This window comes from Lactiplantibacillus sp. YT640 (assembly GCF_049745435.1).
Taxonomy (GTDB): Bacteria; Bacillota; Bacilli; order Lactobacillales; family Lactobacillaceae; genus Lactiplantibacillus; species Lactiplantibacillus plantarum.
Window position 1 is genome coordinate 93902 of the sequence record NZ_JBMNVY010000008.1, and the last position, 20091, is coordinate 113992.

The 20091-nt window shown below is 46.4% G+C and carries 19 protein-coding genes; 10 read left to right on the forward strand and 9 right to left on the reverse strand.

Translation table 11 applies throughout. The features are described from left to right. Window positions 1-259 precede the first annotated feature (259 nt). From ACOV1R_RS07790 to ACOV1R_RS07825, 8 genes are all read left to right on the forward strand, one after another. Window positions 260-961 carry an AzlC family ABC transporter permease gene (locus ACOV1R_RS07790; protein ID WP_128485063.1) on the forward strand — a complete coding sequence of 234 codons (702 nt, stop codon included), beginning with the start codon at window positions 260-262 and terminating at the stop codon, window positions 959-961. Beyond that, window positions 958-1284, forward strand: coding sequence for an AzlD domain-containing protein (locus tag ACOV1R_RS07795; protein ID WP_003641216.1), 327 nt, complete (start codon window positions 958-960; stop codon window positions 1282-1284). Before ACOV1R_RS07790 ends, ACOV1R_RS07795 begins: the two co-directional genes overlap by 4 nt. A gap of 470 nt (window positions 1285-1754) precedes the next feature. Then, a complete protein-coding gene (asnB, locus tag ACOV1R_RS07800; protein WP_015379980.1) occupies window positions 1755-3656 on the forward strand; it encodes an asparagine synthase (glutamine-hydrolyzing) in 1902 nt (633 codons plus the stop codon). 4 nt (window positions 3657-3660) lie between these two features. Beyond that, window positions 3661-4863, forward strand: coding sequence for an aspartate kinase (gene dapG / locus ACOV1R_RS07805; RefSeq protein WP_054519145.1), 1203 nt, complete (start codon window positions 3661-3663; stop codon window positions 4861-4863). A 194-nt stretch (window positions 4864-5057) separates the two neighbouring features. Continuing rightward, complete coding sequence (locus ACOV1R_RS07810) at window positions 5058-6539, forward strand: UDP-N-acetylmuramoyl-L-alanyl-D-glutamate--2,6-diaminopimelate ligase (protein ID WP_015825270.1); 1482 nt, start codon at window positions 5058-5060, stop codon at window positions 6537-6539. Between the two features lie 343 nt (window positions 6540-6882). Beyond that, window positions 6883-8283: an MFS transporter gene (locus ACOV1R_RS07815; RefSeq protein WP_054519144.1), complete on the forward strand. Its 1401-nt coding sequence runs from the start codon at window positions 6883-6885 to the stop codon at window positions 8281-8283. Then, complete coding sequence (locus tag ACOV1R_RS07820) at window positions 8267-9283, forward strand: alpha/beta hydrolase (protein WP_097558182.1); 1017 nt, start codon at window positions 8267-8269, stop codon at window positions 9281-9283. Before ACOV1R_RS07815 ends, ACOV1R_RS07820 begins: the two co-directional genes overlap by 17 nt. 143 nt (window positions 9284-9426) lie before the next feature. Continuing rightward, window positions 9427-9756 (forward strand): bacteriocin immunity protein, encoded by a 330-nt coding sequence (locus ACOV1R_RS07825; protein WP_021357097.1) that lies wholly within the window; start codon window positions 9427-9429, stop codon window positions 9754-9756. 208 nt (window positions 9757-9964) lie between these two features. Here the strand turns inward: ACOV1R_RS07825 and ACOV1R_RS07830 are convergent, their stop codons facing one another. The 6 genes from ACOV1R_RS07830 to ACOV1R_RS07855 form a co-directional block, all read right to left on the reverse strand. Next, complete coding sequence (locus tag ACOV1R_RS07830; protein WP_003644074.1) at window positions 9965-10633, reverse strand: histidine phosphatase family protein; 669 nt, start codon at window positions 10631-10633, stop codon at window positions 9965-9967. A 131-nt stretch (window positions 10634-10764) separates the two neighbouring features. Next, window positions 10765-11334 (reverse strand): GNAT family N-acetyltransferase, encoded by a 570-nt coding sequence (locus tag ACOV1R_RS07835; protein WP_031263376.1) that lies wholly within the window; start codon window positions 11332-11334, stop codon window positions 10765-10767. Window positions 11335-11384: 50 nt separating this feature from the next. Next, window positions 11385-12149 carry a YibE/F family protein gene (locus ACOV1R_RS07840; RefSeq protein ID WP_003641207.1) on the reverse strand — a complete coding sequence of 255 codons (765 nt, stop codon included), beginning with the start codon at window positions 12147-12149 and terminating at the stop codon, window positions 11385-11387. Next, on the reverse strand, window positions 12146-13396 hold the full coding sequence (locus ACOV1R_RS07845) for a YibE/F family protein (protein WP_128485064.1): 1251 nt from the start codon (window positions 13394-13396) through the stop codon (window positions 12146-12148). Before ACOV1R_RS07845 ends, ACOV1R_RS07840 begins: the two co-directional genes overlap by 4 nt. After that, the gene (locus tag ACOV1R_RS07850) at window positions 13360-14361 is read right to left on the reverse strand and encodes a hypothetical protein (RefSeq protein WP_053267244.1); all 1002 of its coding nucleotides are present in this window, start codon (window positions 14359-14361) and stop codon (window positions 13360-13362) included. Before ACOV1R_RS07850 ends, ACOV1R_RS07845 begins: the two co-directional genes overlap by 37 nt. A 419-nt stretch (window positions 14362-14780) precedes the next feature. Then, window positions 14781-15563 (reverse strand): flavodoxin family protein, encoded by a 783-nt coding sequence (locus ACOV1R_RS07855; RefSeq protein WP_003641204.1) that lies wholly within the window; start codon window positions 15561-15563, stop codon window positions 14781-14783. Between the two features lie 334 nt (window positions 15564-15897). Between ACOV1R_RS07855 and ACOV1R_RS07860 the strand changes: the two genes are divergently transcribed. Beyond that, window positions 15898-16224, forward strand: a complete 327-nt coding sequence (locus ACOV1R_RS07860; RefSeq protein WP_003641203.1) for an ArsR/SmtB family transcription factor — start codon at window positions 15898-15900, stop codon at window positions 16222-16224. Between the two features lie 191 nt (window positions 16225-16415). On the opposite strand, the gene ACOV1R_RS07865 is transcribed toward ACOV1R_RS07860, so the two are convergent. From ACOV1R_RS07865 to ACOV1R_RS07875, 3 genes are all read right to left on the reverse strand, one after another. Next, window positions 16416-17297, reverse strand: coding sequence for an RluA family pseudouridine synthase (locus tag ACOV1R_RS07865; RefSeq protein WP_003645740.1), 882 nt, complete (start codon window positions 17295-17297; stop codon window positions 16416-16418). 42 nt (window positions 17298-17339) lie between these two features. Next, window positions 17340-19148: a DNA helicase RecQ gene (recQ, locus tag ACOV1R_RS07870; protein ID WP_053267245.1), complete on the reverse strand. Its 1809-nt coding sequence runs from the start codon at window positions 19146-19148 to the stop codon at window positions 17340-17342. 257 nt (window positions 19149-19405) lie between these two features. Beyond that, on the reverse strand, window positions 19406-19603 hold the full coding sequence (locus ACOV1R_RS07875) for a helix-turn-helix domain-containing protein (protein WP_003641200.1): 198 nt from the start codon (window positions 19601-19603) through the stop codon (window positions 19406-19408). A 219-nt stretch (window positions 19604-19822) separates the two neighbouring features. Here ACOV1R_RS07875 and ACOV1R_RS07880 point away from each other — a divergent pair, with 219 nt between their 5' ends. After that, window positions 19823-20089, forward strand: a complete 267-nt coding sequence (locus ACOV1R_RS07880) for a hypothetical protein (RefSeq protein ID WP_003644064.1) — start codon at window positions 19823-19825, stop codon at window positions 20087-20089. Window positions 20090-20091: the final 2 nt, after the last annotated feature.

Here is a 20091-nt window from a genome sequence, read left to right on the forward strand (position 1 = left end):
AACAATTTCGTAACGTCACGATTAAAAGTCAATGATAATTTTCTTCATTATTTTCACCGAAAGTAGTAAACTAATTCTTAACCCGCCTTTGCCTCATTCGTCACCTTACTATTGGCGGATATCAAGCGTGCTTTTTCATCATAACACGCACTCAAACTTAACCTACATAGTTATCCTGTTTCATGAACCACACTAATTGTCAGATAATCCCATTTAGTGTTGGTTAACGCATACTTATTGAATCGGAGGTCGTACATTTATGGATTCTAGTTTAACCTTTCGCGCGGGCATCAAAGATGTCATTCCCACCGTCTTTGGATACATTGGCGTTGGCCTAGCAATGGGCATTGTCGCCAACACGAGTCACCTATCAGTTTGGGCCGTTCTACTCATGTCACTAATCGTCTATGCTGGTTCCGCACAATTTATTATCGTCAGTATGCTCCTAGCAGGTAGTCCGATTTCGGCAATCGTCTTATCCACTTTTTTGATTAATTCACGCATGATTTTAATGAGCATGTCAGTCGCTCAATATTTCAAAAAAGAGTCGTTATTGCAAAATATCGGACTGGGATCGTTACTAACTGATGAGACCTTCGCGCTCAGCATGAACAAGCTCAATCAGACCAATCAACAATTAAAAACGAGTTGGTTACACGCTGCTAACATTGTGGCTTACTTGGTTTGGGCAGCCGCGACAGTGGTGGGGTGCCTTTTAGGTAACTTGATTACTGACCCTAACCAGTTCGGCTTGGATTTCGCCGTTGTTGGTATGTTCATTGGTTTACTTTACTTGCAGATCATCACGGATCGCAGTAAATCATTGCCGACCCAGTTGTGGGTCGTACTATTTGTGGCCCTCGCCATGTATTTTCTCATGCGTTGGTTTCCGGGCAACTTGGCTTTGATCTTTGCGACGCTACTCGGTTGCGGTTTTGGAATGGTGGTGGACCATAAATGAGTACTTACATTTTTGTGACCATCTTACTCTGCGGCCTCGTGACTTGGCTATCACGCATTGTCCCGTTTGCCATCATTAAAAATCTGTCAGTCCCCCAATGGCTAATCAGCTTTTTATCATTTGTGCCAATTGCCATTATGACCGCTATTTTTGTTGAAAGTCTGCTCACCTACCATGCGGGACACTGGCCAGAATTTAATCTCCCAAATATTTATGCCTCAATTCCTGCCATTCTTGCAGGAGTGCTCACCAAAAGTTTACTAGCCGTCGTTATAACAGGCATCGTTGCCATGGCCGTATTGCGCCTAGTTGGCTGGGCTTAGAGCGCAAGGGCACATCTAATTTAATATTCCCACTTAAACGTCCCGCAAATTTGTGCATGAGTTTGCGGGATTTTTCTGTGACTTTTTCAGCCATAAGGCCAGCAATCAGCACCTAAATGTGTCATGTCAATAACGGTCAATTCGAACTAACCAAATAGTCAGTAGAAATCCGCTCCGCCAAGGAACCGGCATCCAACTAATTGGACGTTTCGCACAATATGAAATTTTTATCAATGAAAGCGTTCCATCTGCGCGCTCCGCTTTATCTTATGAATTAAAGCAAGTATAATAGTCAAAGTGTACGTCGCGGATTGTCAAGCATAATTATGACAGACATTGGTAAGAAACCGTTATAATTGTTCAGAGTGCTTTACATCCGTGAATGAAACGGGTAAATTAACAACGAACCATCTGTACACATATAGTAGATAAGAACTGTCTAAACTTTAAAGATTGAGAGATGAACAGACATGTGCGGTTTTGCTGGTTGCTTAACTGATCGGACTAAAGCGGATAACGCAGCTTACGATCAGACCATCCACGAAATGACTAAAATGATTGTCCATCGGGGACCCGATGATGACGGTTATTTTGCTGATGACAACATTACCATGGGTTTTCGGCGCTTAAGTATCATTGACTTAGCCGGTGGTCACCAACCACTATCTTATGATAATGAACGTTACTGGATGACATTTAACGGGGAAATTTATAACTACGTTGAATTACGTGAACAACTCAAACAAGAAGGCTACGAATTCAAAACAAGCTCCGATTCTGAAGTAATTCTTGCGATGTACGCCAAGTACCACGCTGACGCAACGAAGTACTTACGGGGAATGTTTGCTTTCGTCATCTGGGATAAACAAGAAAAAACGTTATTTGCCGCGCGCGATCAGTTCGGGATCAAGCCGTTCTATTACGCTATCAGTGGTGATGACTTCTATTATGCTTCTGAAAGCAAGGCCATTTACAAGATTTTAAAGGATAAAACCTTCGATAAAAATGCCTTACAAGATTACATGACGTTCCAATTTGTTCCTGAACCAGAAACACTCACAAAAGAAATCAAAATGCTCGCCCCTGGTTGCTCCTTGACGAAAAAGTTGGGGTCTGCGCCACGGATCGATCGGTATTATCACCGTGAATTCCATCCGGTCCAACGTTCTGAAGACGAGTATGCCAAAAAAATCAAAGATGCCTTAATTGACTCCGTTAAGATTCACATGCGTTCCGATGTACCAGTTGGTTCTTTCCTTTCAGGCGGGATCGACTCATCAATCATCGTCGCGATTGCAAAAAACTTCAACCCAAGCCTTGAAACGATCTCCGTTGGTTTCGAACGTGAAGGGTATAGTGAACTTGACGTTGCTCAAGAGACCGCTGAAAAGCTTGGTGTTAAGAATTACAGCATGACGATTACGCCTGAAGCCTTCATGAAGGCCTTCCCGCACTTTGTGTGGAGCATGGATGATCCGTTGGCTGACCCGGCCGCTGTGCCGCAGTATTTCTTAGCCAAAGAAGCGGTCAAACACGTTAAGGTTTGTTTGACTGGTGAAGGCGCTGACGAACTCTTCGGTGGCTACACCATCTATCATGAACCAGAATCATTGAAACCGTTCCGCTACACGAAACCGATTAATGGTGCCTTGAAGCGTATCGCACTCATGATGCCAGAGGGAATGCGTGGTCGGTCATTCTTACTACGAGGGACCACCCCATTAGAAAATCGCTATGTTGGGAACGCCTTTATCTTTGGTGAACAAGAAAAACAAGCCTTCTTCAAGAATTACAATCAGAACCATCCGTTCCAGTCCATCACGCAACCGCTCTATGATGAATCCGTCGACTATGATCCAATCAGTCGGATGCAATTCATCGATATGCACACGTGGTTAAACGGTGACTTGTTGCATAACGCCGACCGGACAACGATGGCGCACAGTTTGGAACTGCGGACCCCGTTTGTTGACCGTGAAGTGTATAACTTAGCAGCCGAAATTCCAGCTGATCTTCGAATTAGTCACGGCACAACAAAGTACATTCTTCGTAAAGCGGTCGAAGACATCGTGCCAGCGCACGTCCTTCACCGTAAAAAGCTTGGTTTCCCAGTACCAATTCGGTTCTGGCTCAAAGATGAAATGTACGACTGGGCTAAGCAGATCATTAACGATTCGCAAACTGACCAATACTTCAATAAGGACTACTTCTTGAAACTCTTAGATGACCACAAGGCCGGCGTTCGGGATAATTCTCGGAAACTCTGGACGGTCCTCACCTTCATGATGTGGCACCGACTCTATGTCGAATCTGACCACTTGATGGATAGCCCCGAAGCTAACGCCGTTGCGGAAAAAGTCGAGGAGTTTTAGATCAATGGAAATTATTGTTCAAAAGTTCGGTGGCACGTCAGTCAAGGACGAAGCCGCCCGTATTCAAGCTTTAAAGCACGTTCAATACGCCGTCGATCAGGGCGATAAAGTCATTGTCGTTGTCTCAGCAATTGGCCGGAAAGGTGCCCCTTACGCCACCGACTCATTACTCGGATTAGTTGGGGCCGAGCACTCCCGCTTAACCAATCGAGAACTCGACATGTTGGTCTCAGTTGGGGAAACCATCTCGACCGCTGTCTTTACCGAGTTAGCGCGTAAGCAAGGCCTAAACGTCACGGCCATGACTGGTCATGATGCTGGCATCGTGACTAACGACGATTTTCAAAATGCGAAGATTCTCCGCGTTGATCCGAAACCAATCACGGACGCCTTTATTGACGCCGACGTGGTAGTCGTAACTGGTTTTCAAGGTGCTACTGAGAGCGGCCACATTACTACGATTGGCCGTGGTGGTTCCGATACATCAGCAGCCATCCTCGGCGCCGCTTTAAAAGCAAAACGTGTTGATATTTTTACTGATGTCAACGGCATGATGACTGCCGATCCACGACTCGTCACCCACGCCCGCTTCATTAAGGCCATCAGCTACGAAGAACTTGCTAACATGGCCCATGAAGGTGCTAAGGTCATTCATCCGCGTGCTGTTGAAATTGCAGAACAAGCTCACGTGCCGATGCGGATTCGGTCAACTTATCAGGAACCCGACGAATTAGGGACTTTAGTCACTGACCGGACCACGACCCAAATCGAACATTATCGTACCGTGACAGGGATTGCACACCAAACTGATTTGACGCAATTTACTGTTCCTACCGATACGTTAAGTTCAAGTGCCATTTTCCAATTGATGGCACAGCACGGTTTGAGTGTTGACTTTATTAACATTACACCACACCAAGTTGTCTTCAACCTGGTTGATGGTGACGCGGACGTTGCCAAGCAGCTACTGACTGACGCGCACGTCCATTGTCAGTCAATTGCGAACTGTGCTAAAGTTTCCGTTGTCGGTGCTGGTATCACTGGGACACCCGGCGTCACTGCTCGGATCGTCTCGGCAATAGCTGCACAACATATCGATATTTTACAATCGACCGATAGTTATACGACCATCTGGGTGCTCGTTAAGGAAGCCGATTTAAAAGCGGCCATGAACGCCTTACATGATGAGTTCTTAGGAATCGAATAACCATCCCTGCAAGTCCGGCTTAATTGCCGGGCTTTTTTGTTGACCTAGATTGGCCTGGAGATGGCACGTTCAACCAGCAGCACACCATGTACCGAGCGATTACAAGCATAATTTCAATTCTCATTTGGGGTGACAATTATCCGGTTTGCATGTATTCTAGAAACAGTAACTTTATTGAAAAGGACGCTAATATTATGCAAGCAAGTCAATTAATTAATAGTTTAAAATTCAAGCAGGTTCAGCCCGCCTTGACCACGGACTTTGATGTCACCATGCTGACGCAGGATACCCGCGAAGTTCAGCCCGGCGCCATGTTTATTGCCGTCGTTGGTTATCACGTCGACGGTCACGACCTCGTTGATCAGGCCATCGGAAAAGGGGCCAAGATCATCGTGGCGTCAAAACCTTTAGACGTCAACGTACCGGTCATCTACGTTGAAAACACCGAACGCGCTATGGCAATTCTTGCCGACGTTTTCTACGGTGCGCCTAGTCAAAAGATGCGGATGATTGGGGTGACGGGTACCAATGGTAAGACCACTGTCACCCACCTGATCGAACAAATCTATCGTGATCAGCAGCAAGCCACCGGCCTGATTGGGACCATGTATCGCAAAATCAAGGATGAAAAACTGCCAACTGCCAACACCACCCCCGACGCCATCACAACGCAACGGACTCTAGCGGCCATGCGGGATGCCGGTGTTGAAACTGTCGCCATGGAAGTTTCTTCAATTGCCCTCGTACTCGGACGGGTCTGGGGGATTGATTACGACATCGCCGTTTTCACGAACTTGACGCAAGACCATTTGGATTTCCACAAAACAATGGCTAAGTACACGGAAGCCAAGGCCATGCTCTTTGCACAACTGGGCAATAAGTACAGCGCCGACGGAACTAATAAGGTCGCTGTTCTGAACACCGATGATCCCGTTGGCCGTGAATTTGAACAGTATACGGCAGCGCACGTACTAACATTTGGACTCAAACCAGATGCCATGATCAACGCACAAAATGTTGAAATCAAGAGCCACGGGACTGAATTTGACCTCTCCGTCTTCGGCCACGTAACCCACGTGACGATGCAACTGATTGGCCAGTTCAACGTGTACAACATGCTGGCGGCCTTCGCCGCAGCTTACGCTAGTGGCATCCCCGAAGACCAAATCATTAAGTCACTGGAGAAGGTTACCGGCGTTAAGGGCCGCTTCCAATCCGTTCCTTCCCACACGGGTGTCAGTGTCATCGTTGACTACTCACACACTCCGGACGGCTTATTGAATGCCCTAGAAACGATTCAAGATTTCGCGACTAAGGATATTTATTGCGTCGTCGGCTGTGGTGGTGATCGCGACAAGACGAAACGGCCAAAGATGGCTAAAATTGCTGTCGAACACAGTACTAAGCCAATCTTTACTTCTGACAATCCTCGGACGGAAGACCCAACCATGATTCTAAATGACATGGTTGCCGGCGTGCCAAACGCCGACGTGCCCGTCTACGAAGACCGCCACGTTGCCATCGCCAAGGCCATTGAAGCAGCACAACCCGGCGACGTTGTTTTAATCGCTGGTAAAGGCCACGAAGATTATCAAATCATCGGCCGGACTAAGCATCACTTTGATGACAGTGAAGAAGCCGCTAAAGCACTAGCTCTGAAACCAACCATTGATTAATGGTCAAAACAGAACTGACCGACAAGGCTATTTTCAATTCTATTTCTGTTAACAATTGGTGACATCCGCGACACGCGTCTTTAACCATTAACACCCCCAGCAACAGCTAATTTGATTGGCCATTGCTGGGGGTGTTTTTTGCTTGTTTGGCTTTCTCCCAACCAGCGCTACAAAACAGGCATCAGTCGTGTTTGTACAAAAGATGCACCCACCTTTCGATTATTAACCAGCCAAACTATCGCCTATCTTTGATAATTCACCTAATTTGGAAATATAATTATGTTGATAAAAGGGGTTAATTATTATTGTTAGTTTAAATTTAATTCGTTTGGGGGGATTTATAATGTCAATTTTTCAAACTTGGAAACGCCGAATTGCATACGGTTCCACTGACATGGCCGGTAATATTATTTGGCAAATGGTCAGCACTTACTTACTGTTCTATTACACAACGGTCGCGGGCATCTCAGCTGCTTTTGCAGGAATGCTGTTCTTCGTCGTGCGCTTCATTGATGCGTTTGATGCATTGATTTATGGTTATTTGATTGATCATACACACACGAAGTATGGACAATCGCGCCCCTACTTTGTGTGGTTTGGCATTCCGTTAGGGTTGCTGGCCATGTCGCTATTCATGATTCCATCATTTGGCGGCAATACCACAATGCGACTCGTCTACATTTCAATCACTTACACTTTCTTTAGCCTGATTTATTCTGGTGCCAACACGCCCATTACTTCGATTTTACCAAGCTTGACTGATGATAGCGTTGAGCGGACCAAGTTAGCGAGTGCTCGGATGGTCATGACAACCATCGGGACCAGTGCAGTGGCGGCCATCACTTTGCCAATGGTTAAATTACTCGGCAAAGGCAATCAGTCGAAAGGTTTCACCCTCTGGGCTATTATCTTAGGCCTCGTTATCATGGGACTCTTCATCTTTGCTTTTCTCAATCTCAAGGAAACTAACGGTGCACAAAATCCAGACGGTACCACTGAGTCAGCCGAATCACTCTCAATCTGGCAAAGCTTGAAGGGTGCGGCTAGCAACAAACCATGGCTATTATTAGCCTGCTCGTTCATTCTGCTACAAACCTTCTGGATGCTACGGGGAAATTCAGCGATCTTCTTTATCAAATACGTCTACGGTCGGCCTGAATTAGCGCCAATTTTCCTGGGGATTGGCTTTGTTTCCGTCATCGGGAACCTGTCCGTACCATTCCTATCACAACGCTTTAAGAACCGTAACGTTTTGCAGTTTTCACTCGTACTGGGCGTTATCGGCCAACTACTGCTGCCAATCGCTGAAAAGATGCGTAGTGTGAGCCTACTAATTGCTGGCTCCGTCATTTTCTTGATTGCGATGGGGATCACGTTCACGATTGTCTTCGCGATGCTATCAGATACCGTTGACTACTCAACGAAAGTACTGGGCCTAAATGAAACCGGATTCTTATCTGCCGTACCAATGATTGGCGCCAAATTAGGAATGGGAATTGGCGGTTTTCTAGCCGGTCAATTTCTCGCATGGGGACAATTCAATGCCAAGGCAGCTGTACAGTCCGGACGAACCATTACATTTATTAATCTCGCTTTTATTTGGATGCCGATTATTTTATTAGCCGCGATGATTTTCATGATGCAATTCTATCGGTTAGACGAAAAAAAATTACAAGCCAACAAGGCCGACGCAGCGGCTAAAGTTGAACCTAAGGAGGATGTTGAATATGATGCCAACAATTAATTCGATTCAAACAACCGTCAACGGCGTCGTCAAAATTGTTAAACCATTTAACAACGACATCGCCGGTGAACAATTTGACCCGCACGTCCTTCAAACACTAACGGCCTTCAAACAACCAGCCATCCTTGAAAATGATCTAGCGGCGCTCCGCAGTGGTAGTTTAACCCCCGCCATCGCGGACCCTGTTGGTGATGCGGTTACAGTTCAAAGTCGAAATATTACGGCTCTGAATCGCACGGTCAGCGTTGAATGGCTGACACCACAAAATGTCATTAATCACACAGTACTGGTCTACTTCCACGGTGGTGCCTTTTATGGCGGTGTTCCCGGCAATAATACGGCCCTTTTAAAGCTGGTCGCAGCTAAAAGTCACTGCGAGATTCTTAATGTCGATTACAGCTTAGCGCCAGAAGCACCAGCACCCGCTGGTATTTTAGACGGGCTCGCGATTTTCCAATATTTGGAACAACGTGACGCTGAAACAATGATTACCGTTGCTGGCGATTCGGCTGGCGCTAACGTCATCATGGCTGCAACAAATCTGAATCAACAACTCGGTAGCAATCGTATCAATCAACAACTGCTGTTGTACCCAGTTACCGCCCCAAATGCTGACCACGCCGGTCCACTCTGGGATTTGGCCGCCTTTCCGATTATTGACTCACAGCGTGCCATTCTCACCAACTATCACGACCTCTTTCGGCAACTTGACAGCATCATGACGGATTATTATGTTCCAGAGAACTTTGATTCACATTCTCCACTCATCTCACCGCTACACCAGGAAAACTTCACAATGACACCACCAACCACGATCATGGTCGGCGAGTTTGATCCCTTCCGACCACAAGCTTGGGCTTATGCACAACGCCTGGCCGCTGCCGATACTGCGACCACGTTTATTCAGTATCAGGGCTTGAACCACGCTTTCGCACCATTAGTGGATCAGTATTGGCAAAGCCAAGATGTGGCCCAAGTGATGGCGGCCGCGTTAATTTAGCGACCAGGGCATATCAAAAATCACCAGTATCACGTTGCAGAAATCACATGTAAAAAACAAGCGGACTGATAAAAACCGCCCCGCATTTTACTATCCGAAATGCGGGCGGTTTCGCGTTAAGCTAACATTTAAGTCTGAGACTTGTGCTATACTCTTGGCATGGGGGGATTAACGTGAACAAAAATGATAAAACCAAGCGTTTGATGCAACAAATCGACGTTGCCTATAATGATCCTGAAGTTAAACAAGACGCACAAGTTCGTGCTGACTTACTTCGCTATGCTATGGAACTTGACAAGAACGGTAACTATTTATTAATTGCCACTAAAGTTAACGGCATGGCAATGCGCGTCATGCGTGATCACATGCACCAACCACTCCAAGCAATTAACACACTCTACACCCAAACCGCCCGCACCTCCGAATATTATTGGGGCGTGGCGGCAGCTAGTATTTTTAGTGGGCTGTGGTAAAGCACTATCACGTGCGAGCGCTCACTATAAATCATATTAACAACAGTTTTGAACCGGAACACAGACAAATAACTTGAATCAACCGTTAATTTCAAAGGGACGCTCCTGACAAACCATGCCAGAAGCGTCCCTTTACTAACTACTTAAAATTTTATCGATCAGAGTCAAGTTAACAGCTAAAGTAAGGCGTTGTACTTGGCTCAGCCATTTACTTCAAGTACCCGGTTTCATTCCAAGTCGTCAGTTCAAAATGCTGATTATCCGTCGTCGATAACACTGTCAGGCTATCATTATCCACGATTCCGTGGCCGACTGTCTTCATAACTTGCCCATCGACCACAAAAGGTGCTCGTAATTCTGCTACGGGGACACCCATTAACGCCTTGACAGTCATCGTCGTCACCAGGCCGTGCGATACGATTAATAGTGGTTGCGTGCTAGCTACCCCAACTTGATCAATCAAACGATGTAGCGTCGAAGTCGTTCGGGTGACAAAATCCGCATAACTTTCGCCACCGCCAGCTAGTTCCGGTCGGTATTCGGCGGGTTTAGTAAAAATAACTTGGGCGTAGGACTGCGGCTGTACTTCCGCTTCCTGTTTGCCGTCCCAATCACCAAAATCAAACTCACGCAAGCCATCGTCGATTTGAATCGGCGGTTGCCACTGATTGGCAGCCACAATGTATTTCGCCGTATCCAGCGCTCGTTGCTGCGGACTGCTATATACTGCTGAAAATTGGGTGGTGCTTAAGTAATCACCAGCGGCTTTTGCCCCATCGATTCCGCTAGCAACCAGCGGGGAATCTGCTCGTCCACCTTGAAATCGGTGTTCTAAGTTATATTGTGTTCGACCGTGACGAATGAAATAAATCTGCATGGCACGTTCACCTTCCTAATCCGTTCAATAGTTTAATTCTAACTGTGTCATGCTCAATAGAAAAGTCTTCAGTGCCATAATGACGTAAAAAAATACCGTGGTCTAAGAAACACACCACGATATTTCAGTTATTATGATAAAGGCTTAACCAAGTGCTGGTACGGATGTGTGCCAATCATGAGCTGACCATCCGGGACAAAACCATGCCGGTGGTATAACTTAGCTGCCCGGGGATTGCCATCATCAACGTTTAAACTCAGTTTCGTGGCCCCCAGTTGACCAACGAGTCCTGGTAATACTTCTAGTAAGGCACTACCAACTCCGTGACCCTGAGCTTGCGGATCAACTGCCAACATGCTTAAATACCACTCATTCGGCCGGGTCTCACCACCTAATTCCAGTGGTGCCTCAAACCCCGCATGATGACCTGAAGTCGTCCGCAACAAATCGTTTACAGCGACTTCATTCTTCGCTAAGTGCCCAAACGCGACACCGACGATTTTGTGATCCATGACCGCCACAAAAGTCTGCGCTAACCCATCTAAATTGGCCGGTCGCTGATACAACTCAGTCAACATTGCCAATAGGTCGGCCTCGCTAACATTTTTTAAGACTGGCATTTCCATATCACGGTAAATCATCGCAATCAATGGTGCAATTTGAGCACTATCTTGCGGTTGTGCCGTTCGAATTTCCATCATCACAACGCTCCCAACTGTTTTCTCAACCGTAGCAAATCCCGCGGTCATCGTCAATCGTTGTGCTTAATTTGTTGCCGATGTTGAATCGTCATCACCCACGTCGTGACGGGAACTACCAGGATAACGCCAATTAACGAGAATAATACCATTAATACTTCCGCAACAAATATTTTATTATTGATAACACTCCCGAAGGAATAATGTAAGCCCGCAAACCAGATAAATAGCGCCAAGAAGCCACCAAAAAAGCCGAAAAACAAGGTATTAAAAGTCGTCCCGATAATCTGCTTACCAATACTGATACCATCGATATAGAGTCGCTTAGTTGGCAACTGCGGATGCTGCGCCAGAATTTCACTCAGACCAGCCGCAATCGCAATAGCAGCTTCCGCAATGGCCCCTAGTGTACTTAAAATTGCTTCAGTTACTGCTACGCCAATAAAGGAGACCCCAATGGCTAACGACATACCTTCCAGATCTTCACTATCTTCTAAACTAAAGCCCTGCGCCATGATCCAATTTTCAACGGGAAAAATAATCAGCACTAAAATGACCATAACAATCAATGCTGCAATATAAGCTGGCTTGGCCGCCACTTCGTTGTCCTCCCCAAAGAAAATCGTGAAGGCCAAGATGATTGTCCCAATGACCAACGACACCCCCATTGCTGGAAAGCCCCATGAAATCAAAACAACGGCTAAAAACAACAATCCAAAGTTAAATAACAAACTCAAAAAGGCCGTCGCTCCAGTCTTACCACCAATTAATGTCATCAATCCTAGTAAGATCAATCCTAAAACGGTAATCGTGTTCATGCCATCACCGCCTTAGGCATCAATCGACTGGCTAACCAACTGTCTACTGGAATCGCTAAAACGATACCGATACCAGAAATCAAACTTTGGACCATCCCCAACGACATATTCATTGTAAAAGTGTAACCCCAGCTATTGCCGTTACGGAAATAGAGCAAAGTCATCGCGAAAGTATCCGCCATGAAAATCAAAAATAGCACGTTGATCAAGGGTCCCATAATAGACCGGCCAATTTGAATACCCGACTTAAATACTTGTCGTGGTGCAATGTCCGGGCGCTCCGTTTTCAATTGAAACAATGAAGCAACAATATCTGTTGATTCATCCATGACTGCTCCGAGTGAACCGAGGACTGTTTCGACTAAAAATAACGGTCGGGGAACCTGCGTCACGTACTGCATCGATTCATAAGTCACACCACGCTCATGGGTCACCGCAAAGACGATCAGACTAATAATGACAGCCAGTCCCGTGCCAACCACAGTCGCGCCCAATGTTACTAACATTTGACGACTAAAACCGAGAACTAGCAACAGTGTGAGCACGGCGAAGATTACGGCCAATACGCCAAAGAGCAGGTAAATGTGACCACCATTAGTAGCTAAATCGATCTGAATGGCGGCATAAAATAGTACAGCATTGAGTGCGACACTCAAAAAGGCCATCAGACCGCTGAAACGCATAATTAACAAGAGCAGTGCTAGGGCTAACCACGCGACAAACGCCAATGCGGTATCTCGTTTTAACCCCTGAATCGTCACTGCACTACTATGATCGCTAGGAATCCGTAAGAAGACTTGATTACGGACGTGATACGGCTGATCCATTGCGCCTGAGCGCGTATACGTATTCTTGATCTGGTAAGTTCGACCACGATGTGCCTTATTGAGCACCCGGACCGTTACCAACTGTGTCACTGTCGCATCCTTATTCTCAAATTCATCCGTCGTCGTGCTTCGACTCTTAGTCTGCACGTGGGTCACTTGTGCAACTGTCTGCTGATAAAGTCCCGCATTAACTCGGGTCAATCCAACCCCGATTAGTCCTAAAATAATCACCAGCAGTGTTAACCACAACCCCCACCGTTGCTTGATTCGCTGTTTCACATTTTCACCTTTTTTCACTTCAATGGTCACCAGTTTACCACCCATTTTCCAATACAAACTTCGATTCTGGCAATCTTTAACAGAATCTAAGGTTCTACGGTAATCTAGGCCGTTACTTGAACGCGTAAAGCTTTCAGCCAAGCAATTTCTTCCTCATCGTGGAGGCGCTGAGCAATTTTTAGTCCCTTTTCAATCAATGCCAGGGCCTGTTCAGGTTGCTGATGGACCCGCCATTCATAAACGGCAGTTAACTTATAATGAGCCAAAGGTTGGTAACGACGTAATAACTGTTGAACACCATCATCTTGATACCAGGCTATGATCTGGGGGTCACGATGATTGGTGACCAAGTTCCAGTACAATGTCGCATCTAAATACTTCGCCAAATCAGCTGGCGGCAACGTATTGAAACTTGGCTCCAAGCGACTCAACCCCGCTAACAGTTCGGAGGTGTCCAGCCCATGTTGAAGTCCCCATTCCAGAATCAACCAGGCTTGCCGGACGACTAAATAATTCCGATTGCCACCATCGCGCGGCATAACAATCATACTCGCATCAAGGTCACGGACACTACCGGTCTGAACCTTAACGGCCGCAGCACACGCAGTGACATACGCGGCGGTCATCGCCGCCGTTGATTCGCGTGCCTGCCGAAATTCCTGTCCCGCCGTGGGATAACCGTGCAAGTTCATTGGTAATAATTGGGCGGCTTTCAACGTATTGACCCAGATCCAAATAATGAACGAAAACAACCATAAATCGAAACTAAACTTAAATTGATTCAGAGTTATTAAACTGAGCATGACCGTCAGTAAGTTGAACAGGCCACCGCCAAAACAATAAATGGCGTGATTGAACCGTTTGGCATCCGCCGGGGGTGCTGCCACGATATGTGGATGACGCGTCAGCGGTCGTTCTAATTTCCAATGACCACGAACCCGACTTAATTGAAGTCGAAAACCGGTAATCCGGACAATTCGAGCACCAATTAATCGAAATCCGACCCACTGACCGAGCCAATGGATTAACGTCGCACCTAGTTCGCTGGCGACTAGTGCCAATCCTAGCCAACCGACTGTTGCAATAAATTGTCCAAAAACTTGCATGCTATTCCTCCTCGTACCTTGATTGACAGCCTTTATTTAACAAAATTAATTTTGAAATCAATAATACGTTTTTGGGCATGACCCATGATTAGTTTTTGACAAAGTTAGATTCAAAAACCGGCAGCTTGGATGCGCCAAAACCGAAACCAATCACAGCATGCTGCCAAATAAAAATTCATCTAATTTAACATGTTTTAATTATGGTTCATACGCCTGGCAACCAGTACCAAGTGTCCTCATTTTCTAATTCGACGATACCATATTAATTATACGCGTGGACACTGAAATAATCGCTGGTACTTCGTAATTGTTCTTATTATAGCAAAACAAGCTGACCTCCGGCGATTAAGACGCCAAGCCCAGCTTGCTAATCAATTGAATTTTAATGCCGTTGTTGCTGAATGCACATGCCGTATCCCTTAACGACGCCGGTGTTTAACAACAGTGAAGAAATGTAAAATCATTGCTAAAAGAACATAAAAGACGACGACAAAGACGCCGTAGTAGGCCCAAAAATTGTTCAGCGGAATCAATTGTTGAATCCCCGCTTCGATTCCCATGGTTAGTAGTGCCATCACCGCAATCATGAAGAATAATTGAATATACCGTTTCACCGTACTGTCATCCCTTTCCTTTTTATGTGCAGCCCGCGCGCCGACCCGTTCACATTCTGCTTGCTTAGCAGCTGTGATGGTTTGCATACCCCACGTTTTAGTTACGACAATCTCCCGTAATTTGATGAGACCACCCATCGTCAAAAATTTATCAAGTGTTTTAAACGTTGCGTCAGTCACGCCGGTCAAATAATTTTCAATACCACCCGCGTAACAATCCGTGATCGTCACATAATGCTTGTTCTTAAAGCGATCAGGTACTGCTTCACCCACGGAATTAAACCGTGCGATCCGCCCCCGAAAACAGTCACAGAAGTTTTTCATTACCCCCGATAAGCTCCCCAAATAGGTTGGTGCAGCTAATACCCAGACATCCGCCGCCATTAATTTTGCTTCCAGCGCGTCTAAGTCAGCATTCGGTTGACTATCGTGATCTGGTCGCAACTCATAATCGTTGAGGTTGACTAGTTCCGTGTCAGCGCTGGCCGCGGCCCCCTTTAAGACGGCTTGCAGTAGCTGGGCAGTCACGCCATCAGCGCGATGCGAACCTAATATTCCTAAGACTTTCACATTTTCCACTCCCATCATTCATTCAAAAGCTATTTTTATTTTAACGCATTTCAACATAAAAATATGGTTATCAAACGAACAGCAATTGTTAAACCCGCTAATAGTACTTACTTTTAACAAAAAGGTTTGACAATCGATTAACGACTTGCTTTAATTATACATAAGTACGAACGTTCCAATAACAATTAGTCTAACTGACAACTTGTAGACTTAAAGTTTTCTTGGCTGCAACTATTTCACCAGAACTTGAACATCGAGCTGTCATACCAACACTTAACAACTAATTCAGCGTACTGCCGATGGGGGGAGTTAATCCTTAAGTGTAAATTGAATTTGAAAGGACGCAGTCACCATGGCTAATTTTCAACAATCCGAAACGGCACTTATTGAAAGTGCCACACTAATTAATATCTTCGCCGAAAAAATTCGGCGTCAGATTATCATTGCTCTGGGGAACAGTGATAATGGTCTCAACGTTACTGATATTACCGCCTTGGTCAATATTTCACGCCCCGCCGTTTCACATCATCTACGCTTAATGCGTGAAGCTGGGGTCATTGATATGCGCAGTAACGGAGTCGAGCATATTTATTTTCTCACGTTAACCGCACCATTACAGCAATTACAGGCAACTTTTGCGACGCTAACGGCTGATAACGCGCCACTTAGTCAGTCGTAAGCACTAGCGCCTCATTCAATAGTCACCGCAACCTTCAGGATAACGCAGGCCTGCAACTTACCCGCTAAACGTTAGCTTGATTTTAGACGGTTGCCAACCAAAAATCGGCACTGCCAGAATGTTCAACGCATTCTAGCAGTGCCGATTTTTATTAACCATTCATCCGGATTATCACTGGTCCTAAACTGAACTTAGTCGTGATTCAGGGCTTGCAGATCAGCTGGCAATGCCGCCTCAAAGTGTAAAGTCTGTTCCGAAAAGGGGTCAAAGAACTGTAAACTAGCGGCGTGTAAGGCTTGCCGTTGAATCCACGCCAAGTTACCGCCATACAGCGCATCACCTAATAAGGGGTGCCCAAGCGTCGTTAGATGGACCCGAATTTGATGCGTCCGTCCAGTCACAAGTTCCAACCGTAACCGACTCACGTTATGCTGCAATTGGTCCGCCTCCACTTGATACGTCGTAATGGCGCGTTGGCCCGCCGTGGTGACCACTCGCCGAGGACTGTCAGCCACCCGGCCAATCGGGCGATCAATTGTGCCACTAGCCGGCGTAATGGTCCCTTCAATCCAAGCTTGATACGTCTTCACTAATTGCGCCGCAATTCGGGGCTCTGTCAACATCCCCTGCGCCACCCGATGTTTAGCAACTAACACAAGGCCACTCGTATCCCGGTCCAACCGCGTGATCAGGTGCGGTCGTTGATTACTGGCATGACTGGCTATCAAATAACCCTTGATTCGATTGACCAACGTATCGGTCCGATTACTAGGCCCCGGCACGCTGGTTAACCCGGCTGGTTTATTAAGAACGAGCCAATTAGCATCTTCATACTCAATTTGAATTGGTTGTTCGCTGACGGCTACCGCTGTATCCGGTGCCTCGTCTGGTAGTTGAATTCCCGCAATATCGCCATCATGAATGGTAATAACGCCCGTTTGAACTTGATTATTGACAAGAAACGCGCCGGTGCCATGCTTGATTGCCTTGATTGTTCGCATACTGATGGCATGCGTCGTCAGGAATCGTTTCATTGCCATTGGTTGCCCCTGGTGTTGCCAAGTAAATTCCATACGTGTTACTCCATTTCATCTCGTAGTTTACCAATCAGCCATCTAATCGTTTTCCTCATCGGTGCTAGTTGCTGATTCCGCATGAGCTGCCGCTCGAATCGTCGCCATAAAGGTTTCACCATACTTTTCAAGTTTGCTGGCCCCGACCCCTTTGACCGTTAAGAAAGCTGCGTCGTCTTCTGGCATCAGGTCACACATCGAATGAAGCGTCCGGTCAGAAAAAATCACAAATGGTGGTACGCCCTGTTCTTCCGCCAATTGGCGCCGAAGTGTCCGCAACTGTTCGAAGAGGGCACTGTTCTCTGGCACCGTCTGCTGCACCTTTTGGGCCGTCTTTCGGTGTACCGTGGTCGTTCCTTTAAGCACGGCCACTCCACTCGCTGAGACTGTCAGCGTTGGATACTGACCACCCACCGACTGCAAATAACCGCTCGCAGTCAAAAAATCGATCAGTTCCACGACACTCTTCTGTCGCTGCCCGGACATCAACCCGTACGTCGACAACGTATTGAGGTTCGATTCGCGGACCCGTTGATTATTAGCGCCCGTCAATACCTGGGCCACGACCCCTTTACCGAACCGGGAATGAAGCCTAACGACGCACGATAAGACTTGTTGAGCTGCCGTGGTGATATCCTGTGATTCCCGCTGATCAGTACAATTACTACACCGACCACACGGCGCGGATTTTTCACCAAAGTATTTCAAGATAAACTGTTGTAAACAGCCCTGGGTATTCGCATACCGTGTCATCACCTGTAGCTTCTGATACGCCAGGTGTCGGTGCTCCGTATCCATCTCCGACTCATCAATAAAGAAGTGCTGAAGTTGAATATCAACCGGTCGAAAAATCAAAATCGCTTCACTAGGTAACCCATCCCGGCCAGCCCGACCGGCTTCCTGATAATAAGCTTCCAAAGTTCCGGGGACCTGCGCGTGAATCACAAAACGCACGTTACTCTTATCAATGCCCATTCCAAACGCGTTGGTTGCCACCATGACGTCAACACGGTCGTACAAGAAATCCTCTTGGTTTTGCCGCCGAACCGCATCATCTAGCCCAGCGTGGTACGGCGTGGCCTTAATATCATGCTTTTGCAACAAACTCGTCAGACGCATCACTTCTTTACGGGTGCTGGCGTAAATAATCCCGGCTTCACCATGATTAACTTTCAAATAATCTAAAATGTAACGGTCCGTGTCTTGGTCCTTGACCACCGTCAAATCCAAGTTATCGCGGGCAAAACCAGTATTCACTTCATGTTGTGGATCGATCGCTAAGCGGCCGCAAATATCCGCAGCAACTTGCTCAGTTGCCGTCGCAGTTAAAGCTAGAACTTGCGGATGGGTCGGCAATTGTTCAATCGCCGTGCTGAGCGCTAAATAACTGGGACGAAAATCGTGCCCCCACTGTGAAATACAGTGGGCCTCATCAATTGCTAACAGTTGGATGGGCAACCGGCCCAGCGCTTGAATAAAATAATCCGAATCTAACCGCTCGGGTGCCACATAAAGTAAGGTATAATCCCCCGCCCGTAGTTCTTGAAGCCGTTCGTTAATCTCTTGGAAATCCAGTGAACTGTTAATAAAAGTCGCCGCGATGCCATTATCATTTAACGCGTCTACCTGATCTTTCATTAAAGAAATTAATGGTGAGACAACGACGGTCAGCCCCTGAAAAAGTAACGCTGGGATTTGGTAACATAATGACTTACCACCCCCAGTCGGCATAATCGCTAGGGTGTTTTCACCGGCCAACACTTGTTCAATCACTGCTTTTTGCCCCGGTCGGAATTCATCATATCCGAACGTGGTCTTTAATACTTGCTGTGCCGCCGCTAAGTCAATCATCACACGTAAACTCCCTCTTTGAATTAATACTCTCATTCTACCGAGAATACCGGCCCATGACAAGAACGCGCCCCGGTAATCACTAGGTACGTTAAGTCGCACTTGCGCCACGAAAACTATCAAAATACCGAAAAGTGCCCGTCCCTATTGATTTTATAGGAACGGACACTTTAAAGAGACCGATATCGATTAAACGACCATGTCAGATTGGCCATCAAAGGGCACTCGCCCACACAGTTTATATGTACAATGCTGACTTAGCCTTGCTTGGGTCGGCCACGGTGATCCACCAAACCTTCCATGCCGTGTTGTCGATATTTTCGTACCCATGTATAGACTTGTGGATACGAAACATTAAAATGCTTAGCGGCTTCTCGATAATCGTTGCAATGGTCCAGCGTATACTTTACGATCGCAATTCGTTCTTCCAGCGTTGCGCGTCGTCCTCGATCCATGACTCGGCCTCCTCTCATTCACTACTATTCATCATACCAAGAGTTCTCAATTTTTTGTAGCTTTTTCCCCGTGACTTGCCTGATTCGTTGCGATTTTTAATAAATTATTTCGAATCAGTCCAGCGCACCTAGCGCTCATCTTAAAATAAATTTGTTAACGCAGTTATTTTGCTTGCATTTAAGAACATATGTTCGTATACTCGTGTTGAGGTGATTAGCATGCAGTCAGAAAATCTAACCGTTAAGTATTTAAATAAAAGCAAGATATTAAAGTTGGACCCCTTTATGTTGTACTTACAAGTCACGCCATTAAAGGCGACCGAGCCTACGCCCATCAACTGCATCATCGTCAAGCATGCATTGACTTTATTTTACCAACTCCAACCTGACGCACAACTAGCACTCTACGGTCACTATAACACCAGGCACCAATTCGTGATTACCAAATTCATGGTTCGATCTGCAGTGCAAACACTAGCCAGCTAATG

Excerpts from the sequence above, each read along its gene's own strand:
- ACOV1R_RS07830 (WP_003644074.1), bottom strand. The coding sequence starts at position 10,633 with ATGCAGATTTATTTCATTCGTCACGGTCGAACACAATATAACTTAGAA.
- ACOV1R_RS07835 (WP_031263376.1), bottom strand. The coding sequence starts at position 11,334 with ATGATGGAAATTCGAACGGCACAACCGCAAGATAGTGCTCAAATTGCA.
- asnB (WP_015379980.1), top strand. The coding sequence starts at position 1,755 with ATGTGCGGTTTTGCTGGTTGCTTAACTGATCGGACTAAAGCGGATAAC.
- ACOV1R_RS07810 (WP_015825270.1), top strand. The coding sequence starts at position 5,058 with ATGCAAGCAAGTCAATTAATTAATAGTTTAAAATTCAAGCAGGTTCAG.
- dapG (WP_054519145.1), top strand. The coding sequence starts at position 3,661 with ATGGAAATTATTGTTCAAAAGTTCGGTGGCACGTCAGTCAAGGACGAA.
- ACOV1R_RS07875 (WP_003641200.1), bottom strand. The coding sequence starts at position 19,603 with ATGGATCGAGGACGACGCGCAACGCTGGAAGAACGAATTGCGATCGTA.
- ACOV1R_RS07790 (WP_128485063.1), top strand. The coding sequence starts at position 260 with ATGGATTCTAGTTTAACCTTTCGCGCGGGCATCAAAGATGTCATTCCC.
- ACOV1R_RS07860 (WP_003641203.1), top strand. The coding sequence starts at position 15,898 with ATGGCTAATTTTCAACAATCCGAAACGGCACTTATTGAAAGTGCCACA.
- ACOV1R_RS07840 (WP_003641207.1), bottom strand. The coding sequence starts at position 12,149 with ATGAACACGATTACCGTTTTAGGATTGATCTTACTAGGATTGATGACA.
- ACOV1R_RS07855 (WP_003641204.1), bottom strand. The coding sequence starts at position 15,563 with ATGATGGGAGTGGAAAATGTGAAAGTCTTAGGAATATTAGGTTCGCAT.
- ACOV1R_RS07865 (WP_003645740.1), bottom strand. The coding sequence starts at position 17,297 with ATGGAATTTACTTGGCAACACCAGGGGCAACCAATGGCAATGAAACGA.
- ACOV1R_RS07850 (WP_053267244.1), bottom strand. The coding sequence starts at position 14,361 with ATGCAAGTTTTTGGACAATTTATTGCAACAGTCGGTTGGCTAGGATTG.
- recQ (WP_053267245.1), bottom strand. The coding sequence starts at position 19,148 with ATGATTGACTTAGCGGCGGCACAGCAAGTATTAAAGACCACGTTCGGA.
- ACOV1R_RS07880 (WP_003644064.1), top strand. The coding sequence starts at position 19,823 with ATGCAGTCAGAAAATCTAACCGTTAAGTATTTAAATAAAAGCAAGATA.
- ACOV1R_RS07795 (WP_003641216.1), top strand. The coding sequence starts at position 958 with ATGAGTACTTACATTTTTGTGACCATCTTACTCTGCGGCCTCGTGACT.
- ACOV1R_RS07815 (WP_054519144.1), top strand. The coding sequence starts at position 6,883 with ATGTCAATTTTTCAAACTTGGAAACGCCGAATTGCATACGGTTCCACT.
- ACOV1R_RS07820 (WP_097558182.1), top strand. The coding sequence starts at position 8,267 with ATGATGCCAACAATTAATTCGATTCAAACAACCGTCAACGGCGTCGTC.